Here is a 16,963-nt window from a genome sequence, read left to right as displayed (position 1 = left end):
CCCCTGCGTGCCCCGGCGACAACCCCCGATTGACGGGCCTCGGACACAACGGGGCCCGTCACACAGTGTCCTTATCGGGTGTCACTCGGTTAGATGAGTGTGGACACCAGAACACCCCGCACTCCTCCGGGGGGACGGTCGTCGGCGATCACCGACGAGCCTGTGCTCAACATGCTCAAGGTCTCCTCCGACCCGGCCCAGGTCATCGTCAATCACGCGAGCTTCCGCGTGCAGCTCGGCGCGACGTCGGGCCGTGCCCTGACGAGGACCCAGCGCGTCCCCGTCATCCCGACCTCCGTCCGCCCCTCCGCCGCCGCGCAGCGGCGCGGAGCGCCCCTGGTGTGGTCCGGGCGCAGCGAACCCGGCGACGCCGCCGCCACCCACCTGCTCGCCGCGGTGCGCCACGGTCAGGCGGACGGCCTCGACCTCGGCGCCGCGACGCAGGTGCTGCCGCGGATCGAGGAGCCGCCGCAGCCCGTCGTCGGCCCGCCGCGCCGGCCGCCGGCGCCCGGCGAGATGCTCGGCGGCATCCGCCCCGCGCGCGGTGCCTACGGCGGCTACGACCCCGAGGACACCAACGAGTTCGCGTACTCCGCGCCGCCCGCCGACCCCGTCGACGAGGGCCCCGACTTCGACCCGTACGAGGAGCCCGGCGAGGGGTACGGCCGCGCCCGCGACCGTGAACGCGCCGAGCCCATCCGGCACGCCTACTACCCCGGCCGCCGGATGAACCTCGGCATCGTTCTGCTGCCGCTGCGCATCTTCCTGGGCTTCATCTCCATCTACGCCGGCATGGGCAAGCTCTGCGACCCCGTCTACTTCGACGGCGGCAAGCGCGGCTCGATGGTGACCTGGCTCGCCTCGCTCCACCCCTCGGGGCTGGCCGAGCCGCTGCGCGACCTCGCCCTCGCACACCCCATCGGCGCCGGGCTCACGGTGGCCTTCCTGCAAGTGATCGCCGGTGTTCTCACGGTCTTCGGGCTCTGGCAGCGGCTGGCGGCGTCGATCGGCGTCATGCTGTCGGCGGCGCTGCTGGTGACGGTGAGCTGGCGGACCGTCCCGGCCTACGACACGCCCGACATCATCCTGCTCGCCGCGTGGAGCCCGCTGGTCATCGCGGGGGCTCCGGTCTACTCCGCCGACGGCCGCCTGGCCGGTGAGGCCTGGCGCAAGCTCGGCCCACGCGCCCCCCTGGGGGAGCTGCGGCGCCGGGTGCTGCGCCGCGGCGCGGTGCTGGCGACGGTGCTGACCGGGATCTCGCTCGTGGTCGGTGCCACGCTCGGCACCGCCGTACGGTCCACCAGCCCGCGGTCCGAGCTCCCCGCACCGACCGACCTGCCGACCAACGACCTCGAGGGCTCCCCGCTGCCCGAGGTGCCCGGGGAGAAGTCGTCCCGGCCCTCCAGGACCCCCTCGGCGGGCCGTTCCGGAGGTCCCTCGCCCTCCCCGTCCTCCGCGCCGTCGGCCCCGGGACCGGCGTCCTCGGCGCCGAACGCCCGGCAGTCGCGTCCCGGGGCGTCCTCGGGGAACACCGGCAACGGCGGCGGTACCGGTGGCGGGCCGACGCAGCCCGTGCCGTCCGTCCCGTCCCGCCCGACGGTGCCCAACAACCCGCCCACGCCGGGCGGCGGCAGTGGCGGTGGCGGCAGCGGCGGCGGTTCCTCCGACAGCGGAGGCGCGCTCGGCGGGCTGCTGGGCAGCGGTGAGACCTCCGGCTGGCTGCTGGGGGCCCCGGCACGGCACGGCTCGGGCAAGTTCGCGTAACACCCGTACGGCGCACACGCAGAGGCGGCCGGAGGTTCCTTCCTCCGGCCGCCTCTGCGTGGCCGTCGTGCCCTGTCGCGGCCCGTACGCTCAGCTCTGGGAGGCGAGTTCCTTCGCGGCCTCGGCGAGGTCCTTGGCGGTGTCGATGGCCCGCCAGTACGCGCCCTGGGGCAGTGGGAAGCCCGCGAGCCGCCGTTCCCGGGCGAGTTGGGGGAAGGTGGTGCGCTCGTGGTCACCGCGTTCCGGGAGCAACTCGGTGAACTCGGGGGAGAAGACGTAGACGCCCGCGTTGATGAGGAACGGCGACGGGGGCGACTCGATGAAGTCCACGACATGGCCGAACTCGTCGGTCTCCACGGCGCCCCACGGAATGCGCGGACGCGCCAGCGCCAGCGTGGCGACCGCCGCCCGCTCGATGTGGAAGGCCGCCATCTCCCGCAGCGAGAACCGCGTCCAGATGTCGCCGTTGGTGGCGTACCAGGGCTCCTGGGGCCGTGGCAGGGAGGCAGCGGCGTATCTCAGGCCGCCGCCACGGCCGAGCGGTTCGCGCTCGACGACCGTGGTCACCCGCAGCGGCAGGTCGGCCGCCGGGCCGGCGAGCCACTCCTGGAGGACCTCAGCGAGAGGGCCGCACGAGATCACGGCGTCGGTGACGCCCTCGGCGGCCAGCCAGGCGAGTTGGTGGCCGATGATCGGGATCCCGGTGCCGGGGATCTCGATCATCGGCTTGGGGCGGGTGTCGGTATAGGGCCTCAGGCGGGAGCCCTGTCCTCCGGCGAGGAGGACGGCCTGGGTCACCGCCGGGGAGGTCGCGGGCGTGCCGGTCATGGGCGCACCCTACGCGACCCGCGCGACGGGTCATCCGACCGAGGCCACGCCCGTCGCGAAGGCGGTGTCGCAGACCGGCCGCGACCAGGCCTGGGCACGCTGCACCGAGCCGTACTTGGCGACCGCGGCGCGGCCCAGGGACCGGGCGATCGAGCCGCAGTACCGCGCCAGCGACGGCCGCTCGGCCATCTCGCGCTGCAGGTGCGTCAGGGCGACGCCGGGGTTCTTCTGCTGCACCTCGCCCAGCAGCTTGCGGCGGAGCACCTCCTGTGGGGCCGACCTCTCGGACGCCGCCTTCTTCTGGTGCGAGGCGGTGAGGACTTGGGCGTCGGACGCCGAGGTCGCCCACGGCACGCGGGTGACGGCGAGGGTGCCGGAGAGCACGAGGACGACCGGGAGGACGAGGGCGAGTGACTTGCCGATGCGGCGGGCTACCTGGTTCACGGCAGTGATGGTAGCGAGGAGTGATGATTTGGCGACATTTAGCCACTCTGATGAGTGATGAATGCCCCTTGATCAACTATGGGCGCATTGACGAACATGGTCGAAATGCCGTTGTATGACCGGAAATGTCAGGTGTTTCGGCCCCGGAACGGCCGTGGCCCGGCCCCCTTGCGCGGGGGCCGGGCCACGTGGGTCCGCAGGCGGTCCTGCGACCGGGCGCTCGTGCGCTCAGTCGGTCAGACGCTCGCCGGTGGAGGTGGAGAAGACGTGGGTCTCGCCGGCGCGCGGCACGACGTGCAGCACGGAGCCCTTCTCCGGCACCTGGCGGCCGCCGACGCGGATGACCAGGTCCTTGTGCTCGCCGTCGACCTGGGCCGAGCCGTAGACGAAACCGTCCGCGCCCAGCTCCTCGACGACGTTCACCGTCACGGCCAGACCCGCCGGCTCGTCCTTCGACAGGCCGGAGCCGTCGCCGTTGACGATGTCGAAGTGCTCCGGGCGGACGCCGACGGTGACCGTGCGGTCGCCCTTGTCGGCCGCGGCCTGCACCGCTTCGCGCTCGACCGGCACCACGGAGTTGCCGAACTTCACGCCACCGTCGTGGATCGGCACCTCGACCAGGTTCATGGCCGGGGAGCCGATGAAGCCCGCGACGAAGAGGTTGGCCGGCTTGTCGTACATGTGGCGCGGGGTGTCGACCTGCTGCAGCAGACCGTCCTTGAGGACCGCGACGCGGTCACCCATGGTCATGGCCTCGGTCTGGTCGTGAGTGACGTAGACCGTGGTGACGCCGAGGCGGCGCTGCAGCGAGGCGATCTGCGTACGGGTCTGGACACGGAGCTTGGCGTCCAGGTTGGACAGCGGCTCGTCCATGAGGAAGACCTGCGGCTCACGGACGATCGCGCGGCCCATCGCCACGCGCTGGCGCTGACCACCGGAGAGCGCCTTGGGCTTGCGGCCCAGGTACTCGGTGAGGTCCAGGATCTTGGCGGCTTCCTCGACCCGCTTGCGGATCTCGGCCTTGTTGACGCCCGCGATCTTCAGGGCGAAGCCCATGTTGTCCGCGACGGTCATGTGCGGGTAGAGCGCGTAGTTCTGGAACACCATGGCGATGTCCCGGTCCTTGGGCGGAAGGTGGGTGACGTCCCGGTCACCGATCCGGATGGCGCCGGCGTTGACGTCCTCCAGGCCGGCCAGCATGCGGAGCGAGGTCGACTTGCCGCAGCCCGAGGGGCCGACGAGGACGAGGAACTCGCCGTCCTCGATGTCGATCTGGAGCGCGTCGACGGCGGGGCGCTCGGACCCGGGGTAGATCCGGGTCGCCTTGTCGAAAGTGACAGTGGCCATGGTGCAGTGGTCCCTTCACCGGCAGGAACGTGCCGGACGATCCGAGTAAAGGAAAGAGGTCTAGTCCACAGGATGTGGACCTTCCGTGACGCTACCTGCCCCGCCCCGCTTTGTCAGCACCCTCCCGGCCCCCAATTCCCGGACCTCCCCCCTCCCCGCCTGGGTACACTTCTCATGGCCCCACCCGTCGCCCGGCCACCCCGGAGCGGGGGACGGCGCCGTGCCGCCTTAGCTCAGCTGGTAGAGCACCGCTCTTGTAAAGCGAAGGTCGTCGGTTCGAACCCGACAGGCGGCTCCAGTTGGGAGCAGTGACAACGCCCCGGACCATGATCGGTCCGGGGCGTTCGGTGTCTGCCGGGTGCGTCGGCCGCGGTGCTCACGTGTGGCCTGAGCGGGAGGGTTTCGGGGCCGATGGCCTCACGCTGTGTGTCCGATGTCACGTCCGACCGGCCGAGCCACGGCGACCGCCAGGGCGAAGGCGGCGTGGAGCGGAACGCCGGCGTCTCGTCCAACGTCCAGGGAGTGGCCTCGCGGCCGAGGCCCTTGGGCGGCTCCACGAGCGAGGCGACGTTCTGGGTGGCCGGATCCTCCGGCGGGCCGCCGTGAGGGCCGTGCAGAGGACGCGGTGAGCCTCCTGGGCCGTGGCGGGCCCGTACGGCGGGACACCTCGGCGACGAAGGTCCGCACGTCACGCGTCCCCAGGGTGTGTGCGGCATGCCGCCTGGTGACGATCGGGTAGAACAGCGCCACGCGGTACGGGTGACGCGATGCGGGGAGTTCCCGCCATCGCGCGGCGAGGCGGCGGAAGCGTGTCGCCACGGTGCACCTCAAGCCGGCTCAGGGGCCGGGCGGTCGTACCCCGGCTAACCCCGGCGCTTGTGTACCTGCCACCAGATGATCAGGGCCGCGGCGATCACCAGCAGCATGACCACGCCCCAGAACGTGATCTGGCCGCCCCAGTAGTGGAAGGAGAAGCCGCTTCTGCCGCGGTACCGGCTGCGAGCGAGCAGTGCGCCGGTGGTGAGTGTCGTGTGCACGGCTCAACATGTTCATCGCGCGGAGTCCCGCGCAAGGGTCCGGGGGGTTAGTGACGGAACCGTAACAGCGCAGGTGGGGCCCAGGAGTGGCGTCGGCGGGACGGGGTGGCCGTCACGCGCCCTGGAGTGAGTTCGGGAACGTGACGGCCGTCCGGTTCACCAGGGCGCCGGGCCCGGGGGTGCGACGACCGGGGGACGGTCGTCGCAGGTGATGGTGTTGGGCAGCTCCCACGCCGCCAGCCAGGGGCCCGTGGCGCCGCCGCCGTCGTTGCCGCCGAGGTCGGTCAGGGAGAACTCGGAGCCGGTGGCGGGGAAGTTGAAGGAGCCGCAGTTGTTGACGCCCACCGCGCCGACGTTGCGGGCGTCGACGTTCTCGAAGGACGCGGAACCCGCGGCCCGGGCGCTCACGACCGAAGTGCCGGTGCCGTCCACCCGGATGTCCTTGAAGTGCACGTTCGTGATCGAGTAGGTGTCCTTCACCGGCCAGTCGGCGACCAGCATGATGGCGTTGTAGGTGCTGTCGAGGAAGTGGTCGCCGGTCACGCGGATGTCGGCGTCGATGTTCCGCTCCAGGGCGTAGAACCAGATCGCGCCGAGGCCGATGTTCCAGTTCAGCTCGTACGTGCCGGACCGCACCGTGGTGTTGTCGGTGATCCACAGGTGCCCGGTGAACGGCTGGGCGCCGAAACGGGAGCCCACCTGGAGGGCACTGCCCTCACGGATGGGGTCGGCGATCAGGTTGCCCGAGACCGTGTTGTCGGTGCCGCCGTAGATCGCGATGCCGTTGGCGAGCACGGGCGTCTGCACGGTGTTGCGGTCGAAGGTGTTGCGGGCGTTGCCCGTCTTCTCCGACCACATCGCCAGCCCGTCGTCGCCGGAGTTGCGGACGAAGTTGTTGCGGACCACCGAATCGGTCACGCCGGTGTGGAAGTTGAGGCCGTCGGCGATCTGGTCGGTGATGACGTTGTCCGTGATCCGCAGGTTCGACATCGGGCCGTCGAACCACAGGCCCACCTTGGTGTGGTGGATGTACAGACCGTCGACGGTGGAGTCGCTCATCGCCCCACCGACGCCGTTCACCTGGTCGGTGTCGATGCGTTCGCGTACGTCGCCCTCGATCGCGAAGCCCGACAGGTGGACGTTGCGGCTGCCGCCCGCCGACGTGTCCTTGCCGTAGAAGCCGACGCCGGTGCGGAGGGAGTGGTCGGGCGCGGGGGAGTCGAGCGCGACCTCCTTGCCCTTGAAGATCGTGTACCAGCTGCCGGCGCCCTCGATCGTCACGTCGTCCACGACGATGTGCCGGTTGACCTGGTACGTGCCCGGTGGGACGTAGACCTTCAGGTGCGCGCGGCGGGCGAAGGCGATCGCCTTGTCGAGGGCGCCCGCGGAGTCGCGGCGTCCGGTCGGGTCGGCGCCGAAGGCGAGGACGTTCGCGGCGACCAACGAGACGCGGGGCGGCGCGACGAGCTGCGAGTCGAGGAGGTCCACGGTCGTCGTCACGGCCCCGGCGCGCGCGGGGACGGTCAGCCGGACGCGGTCGCCCGCCTTGTACGTCCGTGTCAGCAGGAGCCGCTGCTCGTCGTAGAAGTGGCTGGGCCGGAAGGGCTTGGGGATGACCGGCGCCGGGGTGGTCGCGTTCGGCACGCAGCCGCACTCGGTGATCCACCAGTCGTCGTGCAGCAGTCCGGCCCGCGGATCGTTGGAGAACGGGTACTGGTTGTAGAGCCAGGCGTACTGCGAGGTCAGGGTCATCGTCGTGCGGGCGCGGCCGTTGACCGTCACGTCGAGCGGCGCGGTGATGCCGCCTCCGCCGGGCGCGTCCGGGATGCTGTACCGCACGGTGATCGCGTTGGCGGCGCTCGGCAGCGTGAACTCCAGGTACTGGCCGCGGCGCAGGGTCACCGCCTTGCGGCCCGACGCCTCCGCGGGGAGCGTGTAGGCGGTCCGGTCCGGGCCGATGACCTCCCCGTCCGTGGCGGCGTTCTCGGCCTCCTGCTCCACGAACCCGAGGTCCGCGCCGCGACCCTTGACCAGCGCCGGGTCCAGCGCCGCCCGCGTCACGACCGGCCCGGCCGCGCCCTTCGCCGAGGCGGCGCCGGCCTGGGCCGTCGCGCCGGCCGGGCCGATGCCGAGGCCGGCCGCCACGGCGACCACCGCGACGGCTCTTCGCCACGCACTCCTGCTGCTGCTCCCTGTCATCCCCAGCTCTTCTCTCGTAAGGCGCGACCGCCCGGGACGTTCGAGGCGGAGCGGACGTCGTGAGGTGAGGCGACCGTAAGGACCCGTCAGGCCGCTCCACAAGGCTCATGCCACAGGTTTTCGGCTGAATGATGGCTGACTGCGGATATCTGTTTGTTTCTTGCGTTGCTTGCGTTAGTCGTTGCGGATACGGACAGCATGGAGCACCCGGGCGCGGCCGGGTGCCCGGGACGGGGAGCAGCGGGGCTGGTGGAGGCGGCTCACCAACTCGGCCAGGGCTGGGGCAGGGGAGCCCAGTCCGGGCCGCGGTGGCGCAGCCACCATTCGCCGATGGTCCGGAACTTCTCCTCGAAGGCGGCGTCCTGGCTCATGAAGCCGGTGACGGGCGCACGCAGGCGGGTGACGCGGCCGCCCGCCTCGCAGATCACCACCCGCCGCACGCCCATGCTCGACTCGACCCAGATGCCCTGGACGTCCGCCCAGCGAATCGTCCTGCGCCGCAGGTTGTGCACCACCGCGGTCGATGGGGTGAGCGTGACCCCGGATCGTGCGGAGCTGAGCAGCCCCACCGGCAGCACGAGGAGCCACAGGCTCACCGGGAACGCGAAGCCGGGGCCGGGCGAGGTGGGGGAGAGCAGCGGTGCGGCGATTGCCAACACCGTGACGACGGCGGCGCCGGGCAGCAGCGGCATCACCCTCTGGTACCAGGTCAGCCGGAAACGGACGCGCTCCATCGAACTCCCCACCCCTCGTCGGCGCATGATCGCCGACGCAGTTTGGCCGACGCTGTTGCCGCCGTCCACCCGGTGGGAGGGTCAGTCGGCCTCGGCGGCCGCGGGCCGCGCTTCGGGCGCGTGACGCAGTCCGTAGGCGGTGAGGGGTTCGAGGGCGGCGAGGAGTTCGGTGCCGCGTGCGGAGGGGTGGTAGTGGATCTGCACGGGGGTGCTGGGGATGACCTCGCGGCTGACGAGGCCGAGGGTCTCCAGTTCCTTGAGGCGTTGCGAGAGCAGCCGGTCGGAGATGCCCGGCACCATGCGGCGGTAGTCGGTGAAGCGCCGGGCGCCGCGTGCGGCGGCCAGCAGGACGGCGCCGGTCCAGCGCCGGCCGACCTGCTCGAGGACGGCCTGGAAGGCGGTGCAGGCCTCGGCGTCGATGTCGGGTGCGGTGATGTCGCGAGAAGTCACTTATCGGAGATTAGTGGCTAACCCTCTTCTTTGTCGAAGGCCCCGGTCCCCCGACGCTGAAGCCATGGACACCACCGACCGTGCACAGCGGCTCCGCTTCGGACTGAGTCTCGACCCGGACGCCGGCCGCCTCCCGGAGACGCTGGAACTGGCCGCCGCCGCGGACGCCGCTGGGCTGGACCTGCTCGCCCTGCAGGATCACCCGTACCAGCCCGGGCACCTCGACGCGCTCACGCTGTCCGCCCTCGTCACCGCCCGCACCTCGCGCATCTCCGTCTTCACCGACGTCGCCGACCTCCGGCTGCGGCCCCCGGCCATGCTGGCCAAGACCGCCGCCAGCCTGGCCGCGGCCTCCGGCGGCCGCTTCCAGCTGGGCGTGGGCGGCGGCGGGATACCGGAGGCGATCGGCTCGATGGGGGCGCCGCCAATGCCGCCCCGCCAGGTGGTGACGTACACCGAGGAGTCGCTGCGGCTGCTGCGGACCGCCCTGGACGGCGGGCCCGTACGGCACCGCGGCGAGGTCCTCACGGTGCCGGGCTACCAGGCAGGCCCGGTGCCGCCGAGCCGGGTCGAGGTGTGGCTCGGCGGGCAGCGGCCGCGGATGCTGGCGGTCGCGGGCCGGGCCGCGGACGGCTGGATCTCGCCGCTGAACATCTACGTGCCGCCCCAGGAGGTGCCGGAGCGCCAGCGGATCGTCGACGAGGCGGCCCGCGCCGCCGGGCGGGATCCCGCGCGTGTCCGCCGCATCTACAACGTGATCGGCGTGATCGGCGGTTCCGGCGCCCCCGGCCTCAACGGGGACGCCGGCCGGTGGGCGGACACCCTCGCCGAGTGGGCGACCGTGCTGCGCTTCGACACCTTCGTCTTCTGGCCCGTCACGGCGCACCGGCAGCAACTGGAGGTCTTCGCCGGCGAGGTCGTGCCGGCCGTCCGCGAGCGGGTGGCCCGATGACGCCCGGCCACGGCGCCGCCCCGGCCGCCGCCTTCGTGGTGCCCGCCGCCCTGGCGGAGCGGACCGTGCTCCCCGGTGACCCCCGCTACCCGTTGCTGCGTTCCACCTACACCACCGTCGCCCACCCCGGCGCCGTGGTCCTCGTGCGCGGGCCCGGCGACATCGCTGACGCCCTCGCCGCGGCCCGGGCTCAGGGACTGCCCGTCGCTGTGCGCTCCGGCGGACATGGGCTGTCCGGCCGGTCGTCCAACGACGGCGGCGTCGTCATCGACCTGTCCGGGCTCGACGAGGTGCGCGTCCTGGACCGCGCGACCCGCCTGGTGCGGGTCGGGGCGGGCGCCCGCTGGGGCCGGGTGGCCGTCGCGCTGGCGGCCCAGGGGCTGGCCGTCAGCTCGGGCGACCACGGCAACGTGGCGGCGGGCGGCCTGGCCACCGCGGGCGGCATCGGATGGCTCGCCCGTACGTACGGGCTCACCGTCGACCGCGTCCGCGCCGTCGAGCTCGTCCTGGCCGACGGGACCGCCCTGCGCGCCGACGCCACGCACCACCCGGACCTGTTCTGGGCGGTGCGCGGGGCGGGTGCGGGCGTGGGGATCGTGACCGCCTTCGAGATCGAGGCGATGGAGCTGGGGGACATCGGTGTGGCCCAGCTGGTCTTCGAGGCCGACCCTGCGGGCGGGGCGCTCGCGCAGTGGGCGGCCGCGATGGCCGCGGCCCCCCGCACGCTCACCTCCGCCGCCCACATCCTGTCCAACGGGTCCGCCCTGGCGCTGTCCGTCACCGTCGCCACGGCCGACGACGACCCCGGCCGCGTTCGTGAAACCCTCGGCCCCCTGCTGGCCGGGCGGCACCGGCCGCTCCAGGCGACCGCGCAACTGGCCCCGTACACCGCGCTGGTCTCCACCGCCCACCAGCACGCGAACACCGGCCAGCAGCCCGTGGTGAGCACCAACTCGCTGCTGCCGGCCATGGACCGGGACGCGGCGCGCGCCGTCATGGCGACGGCCGGCGACCGGCGGCGGCCGGCCTTCGTCCAGCTGCGCTCGCTCGGGGGCGCGATCAACGACGTCCCGGCCGGCGCCACCGCCTACGCCCACCGCACCCAGCAGGTCCTGGCGCAGGGCAACCTCTTCCCGCCGCACGGGCCGGACGACCTGCACCGCCTGTGGGAGCCGGTGCGTGAGCTCGGAACCGGCAGTTACGTGAACTTCGAGAGCGGCACCGGCCCCGGCGTCTTCGGCCGCGCCTACCCGGGCGCCACCGGCGTGCGGGTGCGCGAGCTGTGGCGGCGCCACGACCCGGACGGCGTCCTGCGCCCGCTCACCCCCGGCTGACCGGGCCGGGGCCGGGCCGGCGGCGCTCCGCGAACGGCCCGCCGGGCCCGAAGGCCAGTGCCGCGAAGCGCCGGCCCATCCGTCGGTAGCCCGCGGCGTTGGGGTGCAGGTCGTCGGGCAGGTCGGCGACGTCGCCGGGCCCGAACAGCCGTCGGCCGTCCAGATAGTGCAGTCTCCGGTCGCCGGAGGCGGCCCGGGCGGCGACGATCCGGGCGAGCTCGGCACGGATGACGGTGAGCGTGAGCGCGCCGCCGGGGACGTCCGCGGGAGAGCCCATGGCCACCACTCGCGGGACGGGGGCCGACAGGTCGGGCGCGGTGGGGCCGGGGGTGGTCTCCACGATCGGGCAGCTGATGGGCGAGACGACCAGCAGCGGCGTGTCCGGGTGACCGTCGCGGACGGTGTCGAGGAAGCCGTGCACCGCCGGGCCGAAGGAGCGCAGCCGGAAGGCGTCCCGGTTCACGATGTTGATGCCCAGCTTGAGGCTGATCAGGTCGGCCGGCAGGTCCCGGATGGTCCGGGCGACGTACGGGTCGAGCATGGCGTTGCCGCCGAGCCCCAGGTTGAGCAGTTCGGCCCCGGCCAGGGCCGCGGCCAGCGCGGGCCAGGTGGCGGTCGGGGACTCCGCCGCCGCGCAGTGGCTGATGGAGCTGCCGTGGTGGATCCAGCGCCGCCGGCCGGTCGGGCGCGGCGGCAGCACGTCGGCGTCGGCCCACAGCCCGACCAGCTCGGTGCGGGTCTGCTGCGGCAGCCACAGCTCGACGTCCTTCTCGCCGCCGGGCAAGTCGCGGAACCGGACCCGCCCCGGCGCCCCCGGCTCGCGCCGGGAGGGCTCGGCGAAGAGGTCCGGCTTGTGGAGCACGTCCCCGGGCGGGGCGGGGGCGCTGCCGGCCCGCCTGCCGTCGACGACCAGGTCGACGACCCCGGCGGGCAGTGGTTCCGAGGTCCCCGCCAGCTGCCAGACCGAGGTCAGCAGCTCCAGCTCGACCACCCGGGCCGCGGTGCGGAACGCCAGCCGTACGCCGGAGGGCAGGGCGGTCATCTCGTCCATGAAGACGTCCGGGTACTGCGCGCGCGTCCAGGCCGGGAGACGGCGCGGCAGCAGTCCGGCGATCGTCCGCTCCAGGTCGAGCGCGCCGCGGATCTCCACCGGGCCCCCGGTCAGTGGGACCGGGCGCAGGGCGTGCGTCGCTGTTGTCACGTTTTCTCCCTGCCCGGGACGAGCCGTGGGCACACGGCCGCGCCATCGGATCCCACGCCCGGCGCCGCGCCCGCGCCGATGGGCATGGGCACCGGCAGGCCTTCACGGGACCAGGACGACCTTGCCCATCGTGCCCCGGCCCTCCAGGGCCGTGTGCGCGGCGGCGGCCTCGGCGAGCGGGAAGCGCTGCACGACGGGGGTCAGCCGCCCGGCCGTCCACGCGGCGAGGGCCTCCTCCTCCAGCGTCCGCAGGCCGATCCGCAGCATGGCCGGACCGAGGACGACCCCGGAGGTGATGCCGCGCGCGGTCAGTTCCGCGGGCGTGAATTCCAGTGGCCCGCCGGACGCCCAGCCGTAGACCACGTGCCGTCCGCCCGGGCCCAGCAGGTCCACCGCCCCACGGCCGAGGTCCCCGCCGACCGCGTCGAGGACGACGGTGCCCGGCCGCCCGCCCAGGGCCGCCCGGGCCGTGCCCGTCCAGCCCTCGGCGGAGTAGTCGACGGCGGCGTCCGCGCCCAGCTCCAGGACGCGCGCGGTCTTGGCCGGCCCGCCCGCGAGGCCGAGGACGGCGGCGCCCGCGTTGTGCGCCGCCTGTACCAGCAGACTGCCCAGCCCGCCCGCCGCCGCGGTGACCACGACCGTGTCGGCCGGGCCGAGCGGTGCCTGGCGCAGGATGCCCATGGCCGTGCGGCCGGTGCCGATCATGGCGACGGCCTCGGCGGCGTCCCGGCCGTCCGGCAGTACGTGGAGCTTCTCGACGGCGGTGACGGCGAGTTCGGCGTAGCCGCCCGGCACCATGCCCAGGTGGGCGACGACGCGCCGGCCGAGCCACTCGGGGCCGACGCCCTCCCCGGCGGCCTCCACGGTGCCGGCCACCTCGCGGCCCGGGACCGTGGGCAGTTCGGGCAGCGGGTAGGGGCCCTTGGGGTCGCCGGAGCGGATGGCGGTGTCGATCACGTGAACGCCGGCGGCGGCGACGGCGATGCGCACCTCGCCGGGCCCCGGCTCCGGGTCCGCGGTCCTCTCGTAGCTCAGGTTTTGGGCCGGGCCGAACGCGTGGAGACGGATGGCGTGCACGGTGCTTCCCCCTGGACACGGAACAGTGGGCGGTCGGATGATCCGCACCGCCCACTGTTCAACCTCAAGCGGGGTTGAGGTCAAGCAGTCGCGCTGGCCGCCCGGTCGCCCACGCCGAGCAGATCGGGCGGGTCAGGCGAGGAGCTTCGCCTTCGCCTTGGTGTACTCCTCCTCGGTGATGTGGCCCTGGCTCTTGAGCTCGGCGAGTCTGGAGAGCTGGTCGACGTTGCCGCCCGCCGCTCCGCCCTCGCCCTTGGCGGCCTCCCTCACGTACTGCTTGAAGGCCGCGTCCATTTCCTTCGCCTGCTTCTGGTCGCGTTCGGCCATGCCCTTGCCCCTGGCGATCACGTAGATCAGCACGCCGATGAAGGGCAGGAAGATCAGCACGATGATCCAGCCGGCCTTGGCCCAGCCGCCGACCGTGTGGTCCCGGAAGAGGTCCCCGATGATCCTGAAGAGCAGGAAGAACCACAGTACCCAGCAGAAGATCAGGAGCATCGTCCAGAAGAGGTTCAGCAGAGGGTAGTCGTCCATGCCCCAAGTGGACGGCGGCCGAACGGGTCCCGCACGCGGGCTTGCGCCGTTCGGGCTACAGCCGGGGGAAACGCGCGGCCAGGTCCCAGATCACGGGGTTGGCGTCCAGGCCTTCGTGCATGTCGGTCAGGTCGGCGATCAGGTCGTGCAGGAAGTCGCGGGCCTCGCGGCGCAGCTCGGCGTGGGCGAGCGAGAGCGGCCGCTCGTCCGGCGCCCAGTCGGCGCTGACGTCCACGAAGCCGAAGCGGCGCTGGAAGCGGATCCGGTCCGTGGACTCGGTGAAGTCCAGCTCGGCGTACTGGGGGCGGGCGGAGCGGCTGCCGAGCGGGTCGCGGTCCAGCTGTTCGACGATGTCGCACAGCGCCCACGCGAAGTCCAGGACCGGCACCCATCCCCAGGCTGTGGACAGTTCACGGTCGGCCGACACGTCCGCCAGGTAGACGTCCCCGCAGAACAGGTCGTGGCGCAGCGCCCGCACGCCGGCGGTGCGGTAGTCGGTCTGCGGGGGGTCGGGGAAGCGGCGGGAGAGCGAGTAGCCGAGGTCGATCACTCGCCGATGGTACGCGGCGGCGCCGACGGCAGGTCCTTGTGGAGGACGGAGCAGGGGCGGCCCATCTGCCGGTCCTCGCGATGATCGATCACGCGGTAGCCGAGCGTCCGCCAGAACGCCAGTGCTCCCGGGTTGGCGTCGAGCACCGCCAGGCGCACGCCGTCCCGTCCCTGCGCGCTCAGCCGCTCCTCGACCAGCCCGGCGAGTTGGCGTCCCAGGCCCGAGCGGTGCCGGCCGCCGTGCACCATCAGCAGGCCGATCCAGGGGTACGGGTCGAGGGGATCCGGGTGCTCGGCGAGCGTGACGGCGAGACCGGCCAGGCTCCCGTCGGCGTCGTCGCGGGCGAGCAGCACTTCCGCGGCCGGGTGGGTCAGTTCGGCGTTGACGCTGCTCGCGACCTGCTCCGCGGAGACGGCTTCGGGGTCGGGGAAGTCGCCGGTGGCGCGGTGGAAGCCGGGGTTCGAGGCGTACAGCTGCGTCAACCCGGCGAGGACGCCGGGCGGGAGGGAGCCGTCCACCGGGACGAGGGGTTCGAGCACCAGCATGCCCCGCACGCTAGTCGCTTGCGGGGCATGGGGCGCCTTATTGACTGGGGTTCGTCAGGCTCTCGGGGGCCCTCGGCGTCAGATCCCGACACCGAAGTCGGTGGCGATGCCGGCCAGGCCGGAGGCGTAGCCCTGACCGACCGCGCGGAACTTCCACTCGGCGCCGTTGCGGTAGAGCTCGCCGAAGACCATGGCGGTCTCGGTGGCGGCGTCCTCGCTCAGGTCGTAGCGGGCGATCTCGGCGCCGCCGGCCTGGTTGACGATGCGGATGTAGGCGTTGCGGACCTGGCCGAAGTTCTGGCTGCGGGTCTCGGCGTCGTAGATCGAGACGGGGAAGACGATGCGCTCGACGTCGGCGGGCAGTGCGGCCAGGTTGACGTTGATCGCCTCGTCGTCGCCCGCGCCCTCGCCGGTGCGGTTGTCGCCGGTGTGGACGATGCTCTGGTCCGGCGTCTGCTTGTTGTTGAAGAAGACGAAGTAGGCGTCCGCGTAGACCTTGCCGCTCGGGTTGAGCGCGATGGCGCTCGCGTCGAGGTCGAAGTCGGTGCCGGTGGTGGTGCGCACGTCCCAGCCCAGGCCCACCGTGATGGCCGCCAGGCCCGGTGCTTCCTTGGTGAGCGAGACGTTGCCGCCCTTCGACAGGCTTACAGCCATGGGAGTCCCCTCCGTGATGTCGGTCATTCGTGCCGACGACGACGCTACCTTCACAGGGGAGAACGTCGTGAGAGGGCGGCACGGTTCCTTTGCGGCGAAAACCGCCTCCAGTGCCATGTCCCGGAAAATCCTGTGACTCCGGCGGCCGTCGGCGGGATCATGGGAGGCATGTCCGGGCCGCCCCCTCTCGTCGTCCGCGGCTCGGTCTCCCTGCCGGAGGCCGAGCTGACGTGGCGTTTCTCCCGGTCGTCCGGACCGGGCGGCCAGCATGTGAACACCTCCGACAGCCAGGTCGAGCTGCGATTCGATCTCGCCAATTCCGAGTCGCTGCCCGCGGTGTGGAAGAAGCGCGCCCTGGAGCGGCTCGCCTCCCGCCTGGTGGGCGGCGTCCTGGTGGTACGGGCCTCCGAGCACCGCTCGCAGTGGCGCAACAGGGAGGCGGCGATGACGCGCCTGGCGGTGCTGCTCGCCGAGGCGACGGCGCCGCCGCCCAAGGCGCGCAGGCCCACGAAGATCCCGCGCGGGATCAACGAGCGGCGGCTGAAGGAGAAGAAGCGCCGCGGCGAGACCAAGCGCGGCCGCGACCCGCGGGGCTGGTCCTGAGCCCTGGCGGCGTCCCGCGCGGCCCGGCCGCGCGCCTCAGCCGAGGTGTCGGTAGCGGCCCCGGAAGTACAGCAGCGGCGCGCCGTCCGCACTGGGGGTGCGCGCGGTGAGCACGCGGGCGATCACCAGGGTGTGGTCACCGGCCGGGACGCGCTGCTCGGTCTCGCACTCGAGCACGGCCAGGCCGCCGCCGAGAATCGGCGCGCCCGAGACCTCACCGCGGTAGTAGGCGACGTCCTCGAAGAGCAGCCGGTCGCTGATGCGGCCGCGCAGGGCGAAGCGACCGGCGATGTGCCGCTGGCTCTCGCTCAGCACGGACACCGCCCAGCGGCGCCGACGCTCCAGCAACTCGTCCATGCGGGATCCCTCGCGCAGGCTCACCATCACCAGGGGCGGCTCCAGCGAGACCGAGACGAAGGCGGTCGCGGTCATGCCCACGTCCTCGCCCCGCGGGCCGTCCTCGGGGTCGTGGGCGGTCACCAGGACCACCCCCGCGGCGAGGCGGCTCATGGTGGCGCGGAAGGCATCGCTGTCCACGCCGGGGAGGGGTGGCTCGGAACCGTCGGGCACGGTCCCAGGATGCGGGATGCGGGGCGCGGAGGTGATTGACTGTGACACGCCCCGACGCTAGCCGGACTGCCGGAACATCCGCATCGGACTTCGGATCGAGCCAGGTCCTAGGACCTCCCGGCCATACCCGCTTCCGGTCG

Annotated in this window: 18 protein-coding genes and 1 tRNA gene; 5 read left to right on the top strand and 14 right to left on the bottom strand. The window is 72.8% G+C overall.

Annotated elements, in window-relative coordinates; translation table 11 throughout:
- Nucleotides 1-93 precede the first annotated feature (93 nt).
- Nucleotides 94-1,764, top strand: a complete 1,671-nt coding sequence (locus AC3EUJ_RS16995) for a DoxX family protein (RefSeq protein ID WP_431962076.1) — start codon at nucleotides 94-96, stop codon at nucleotides 1,762-1,764.
- Nucleotides 1,765-1,854: 90 nt separating this feature from the next.
- On the opposite strand, the gene AC3EUJ_RS16990 is transcribed toward AC3EUJ_RS16995, so the two are convergent.
- From AC3EUJ_RS16990 to AC3EUJ_RS16980, 3 genes are all read right to left on the bottom strand, one after another.
- Entirely contained in the window at nucleotides 1,855-2,592 is a 738-nt protein-coding gene (locus AC3EUJ_RS16990) for a nucleotidyltransferase family protein (RefSeq protein ID WP_431962075.1), read from the bottom strand.
- Between the two features lie 30 nt (nucleotides 2,593-2,622).
- Nucleotides 2,623-3,036, bottom strand: coding sequence for a hypothetical protein (locus AC3EUJ_RS16985; RefSeq protein ID WP_431962074.1), 414 nt, complete (start codon nucleotides 3,034-3,036; stop codon nucleotides 2,623-2,625).
- Nucleotides 3,037-3,264: 228 nt separating this feature from the next.
- Nucleotides 3,265-4,383 carry an ABC transporter ATP-binding protein gene (locus tag AC3EUJ_RS16980; RefSeq protein ID WP_431962073.1) on the bottom strand — a complete coding sequence of 373 codons (1,119 nt, stop codon included), beginning with the start codon at nucleotides 4,381-4,383 and terminating at the stop codon, nucleotides 3,265-3,267.
- A gap of 222 nt (nucleotides 4,384-4,605) precedes the next feature.
- Between AC3EUJ_RS16980 and AC3EUJ_RS16975 the strand changes: the two genes are divergently transcribed.
- Nucleotides 4,606-4,681 (top strand) — tRNA-Thr (locus AC3EUJ_RS16975).
- Between the two features lie 565 nt (nucleotides 4,682-5,246).
- On the opposite strand, the gene AC3EUJ_RS16970 is transcribed toward AC3EUJ_RS16975, so the two are convergent.
- The 4 genes from AC3EUJ_RS16970 to AC3EUJ_RS16955 all read right to left on the bottom strand — a co-directional run bounded on the left by AC3EUJ_RS16970 (nucleotide 5,247) and on the right by AC3EUJ_RS16955 (nucleotide 8,803).
- On the bottom strand, nucleotides 5,247-5,420 hold the full coding sequence (locus AC3EUJ_RS16970; RefSeq protein WP_431962072.1) for a hypothetical protein: 174 nt from the start codon (nucleotides 5,418-5,420) through the stop codon (nucleotides 5,247-5,249).
- A gap of 156 nt (nucleotides 5,421-5,576) precedes the next feature.
- Entirely contained in the window at nucleotides 5,577-7,619 is a 2,043-nt protein-coding gene (locus AC3EUJ_RS16965) for a glycosyl hydrolase family 28-related protein (protein WP_431962071.1), read from the bottom strand.
- A gap of 260 nt (nucleotides 7,620-7,879) precedes the next feature.
- Nucleotides 7,880-8,353 (bottom strand): hypothetical protein, encoded by a 474-nt coding sequence (locus tag AC3EUJ_RS16960; RefSeq protein ID WP_431962070.1) that lies wholly within the window; start codon nucleotides 8,351-8,353, stop codon nucleotides 7,880-7,882.
- A gap of 81 nt (nucleotides 8,354-8,434) precedes the next feature.
- Complete coding sequence (locus AC3EUJ_RS16955; protein ID WP_431962069.1) at nucleotides 8,435-8,803, bottom strand: winged helix-turn-helix transcriptional regulator; 369 nt, start codon at nucleotides 8,801-8,803, stop codon at nucleotides 8,435-8,437.
- Between the two features lie 64 nt (nucleotides 8,804-8,867).
- Between AC3EUJ_RS16955 and AC3EUJ_RS16950 the strand changes: the two genes are divergently transcribed.
- Entirely contained in the window at nucleotides 8,868-9,755 is an 888-nt protein-coding gene (locus AC3EUJ_RS16950; RefSeq protein ID WP_431962068.1) for an LLM class flavin-dependent oxidoreductase, read from the top strand.
- Nucleotides 9,752-11,089, top strand: coding sequence for an FAD-binding oxidoreductase (locus AC3EUJ_RS16945; RefSeq protein ID WP_431962067.1), 1,338 nt, complete (start codon nucleotides 9,752-9,754; stop codon nucleotides 11,087-11,089). The genes AC3EUJ_RS16950 and AC3EUJ_RS16945 overlap by 4 nt, the downstream gene beginning before the upstream one ends.
- On the opposite strand, the gene AC3EUJ_RS16940 is transcribed toward AC3EUJ_RS16945, so the two are convergent.
- The 6 genes from AC3EUJ_RS16940 to AC3EUJ_RS16915 form a co-directional block, all read right to left on the bottom strand.
- The gene (locus tag AC3EUJ_RS16940; RefSeq protein WP_431962066.1) at nucleotides 11,076-12,290 is read right to left on the bottom strand and encodes a GDSL-type esterase/lipase family protein; all 1,215 of its coding nucleotides are present in this window, start codon (nucleotides 12,288-12,290) and stop codon (nucleotides 11,076-11,078) included. The two genes, AC3EUJ_RS16945 and AC3EUJ_RS16940, sit on opposite strands and share 14 nt — an antisense overlap.
- A 102-nt stretch (nucleotides 12,291-12,392) precedes the next feature.
- On the bottom strand, nucleotides 12,393-13,367 hold the full coding sequence (locus AC3EUJ_RS16935) for a zinc-binding dehydrogenase (RefSeq protein ID WP_431962065.1): 975 nt from the start codon (nucleotides 13,365-13,367) through the stop codon (nucleotides 12,393-12,395).
- Nucleotides 13,368-13,499: 132 nt separating this feature from the next.
- Entirely contained in the window at nucleotides 13,500-13,901 is a 402-nt protein-coding gene (locus tag AC3EUJ_RS16930) for an SHOCT domain-containing protein (protein ID WP_431962064.1), read from the bottom strand.
- Between the two features lie 55 nt (nucleotides 13,902-13,956).
- Nucleotides 13,957-14,451, bottom strand: coding sequence for a hypothetical protein (locus AC3EUJ_RS16925; RefSeq protein ID WP_431962063.1), 495 nt, complete (start codon nucleotides 14,449-14,451; stop codon nucleotides 13,957-13,959).
- A complete protein-coding gene (locus AC3EUJ_RS16920) occupies nucleotides 14,448-14,996 on the bottom strand; it encodes a GNAT family N-acetyltransferase (RefSeq protein ID WP_431962062.1) in 549 nt (182 codons plus the stop codon). The genes AC3EUJ_RS16925 and AC3EUJ_RS16920 overlap by 4 nt, the downstream gene beginning before the upstream one ends.
- Before the next feature lie 78 nt (nucleotides 14,997-15,074).
- Complete coding sequence (locus AC3EUJ_RS16915; RefSeq protein WP_431962061.1) at nucleotides 15,075-15,650, bottom strand: TerD family protein; 576 nt, start codon at nucleotides 15,648-15,650, stop codon at nucleotides 15,075-15,077.
- A 168-nt stretch (nucleotides 15,651-15,818) separates the two neighbouring features.
- Between AC3EUJ_RS16915 and arfB the strand changes: the two genes are divergently transcribed.
- Entirely contained in the window at nucleotides 15,819-16,253 is a 435-nt protein-coding gene (arfB, locus tag AC3EUJ_RS16910) for an alternative ribosome rescue aminoacyl-tRNA hydrolase ArfB (RefSeq protein WP_431962060.1), read from the top strand.
- Nucleotides 16,254-16,289: 36 nt separating this feature from the next.
- Here the strand turns inward: arfB and AC3EUJ_RS16905 are convergent, their stop codons facing one another.
- Entirely contained in the window at nucleotides 16,290-16,763 is a 474-nt protein-coding gene (locus tag AC3EUJ_RS16905) for a flavin reductase family protein (RefSeq protein WP_431962182.1), read from the bottom strand.
- Nucleotides 16,764-16,963: the final 200 nt, after the last annotated feature.

This window comes from Actinacidiphila sp. bgisy160 (assembly GCF_057707815.1).
This window is presented reverse-complemented; position numbering and strand designations above follow the sequence as displayed.

Coding starts and splice junctions, on each gene's coding strand:
- AC3EUJ_RS16995 (WP_431962076.1), top strand. CDS start 94: ATGAGTGTGGACACCAGAACACCCCGCACTCCTCCGGGGGGACGGTCG.
- AC3EUJ_RS16990 (WP_431962075.1), bottom strand. CDS start 2,592: ATGACCGGCACGCCCGCGACCTCCCCGGCGGTGACCCAGGCCGTCCTC.
- AC3EUJ_RS16980 (WP_431962073.1), bottom strand. CDS start 4,383: ATGGCCACTGTCACTTTCGACAAGGCGACCCGGATCTACCCCGGGTCC.
- AC3EUJ_RS16965 (WP_431962071.1), bottom strand. CDS start 7,619: ATGACAGGGAGCAGCAGCAGGAGTGCGTGGCGAAGAGCCGTCGCGGTG.
- AC3EUJ_RS16960 (WP_431962070.1), bottom strand. CDS start 8,353: ATGGAGCGCGTCCGTTTCCGGCTGACCTGGTACCAGAGGGTGATGCCG.
- AC3EUJ_RS16950 (WP_431962068.1), top strand. CDS start 8,868: ATGGACACCACCGACCGTGCACAGCGGCTCCGCTTCGGACTGAGTCTC.
- AC3EUJ_RS16945 (WP_431962067.1), top strand. CDS start 9,752: ATGACGCCCGGCCACGGCGCCGCCCCGGCCGCCGCCTTCGTGGTGCCC.
- AC3EUJ_RS16930 (WP_431962064.1), bottom strand. CDS start 13,901: ATGGACGACTACCCTCTGCTGAACCTCTTCTGGACGATGCTCCTGATC.
- AC3EUJ_RS16920 (WP_431962062.1), bottom strand. CDS start 14,996: ATGCTGGTGCTCGAACCCCTCGTCCCGGTGGACGGCTCCCTCCCGCCC.
- AC3EUJ_RS16915 (WP_431962061.1), bottom strand. CDS start 15,650: ATGGCTGTAAGCCTGTCGAAGGGCGGCAACGTCTCGCTCACCAAGGAA.
- arfB (WP_431962060.1), top strand. CDS start 15,819: ATGTCCGGGCCGCCCCCTCTCGTCGTCCGCGGCTCGGTCTCCCTGCCG.
- AC3EUJ_RS16905 (WP_431962182.1), bottom strand. CDS start 16,763: ATGAGCCGCCTCGCCGCGGGGGTGGTCCTGGTGACCGCCCACGACCCC.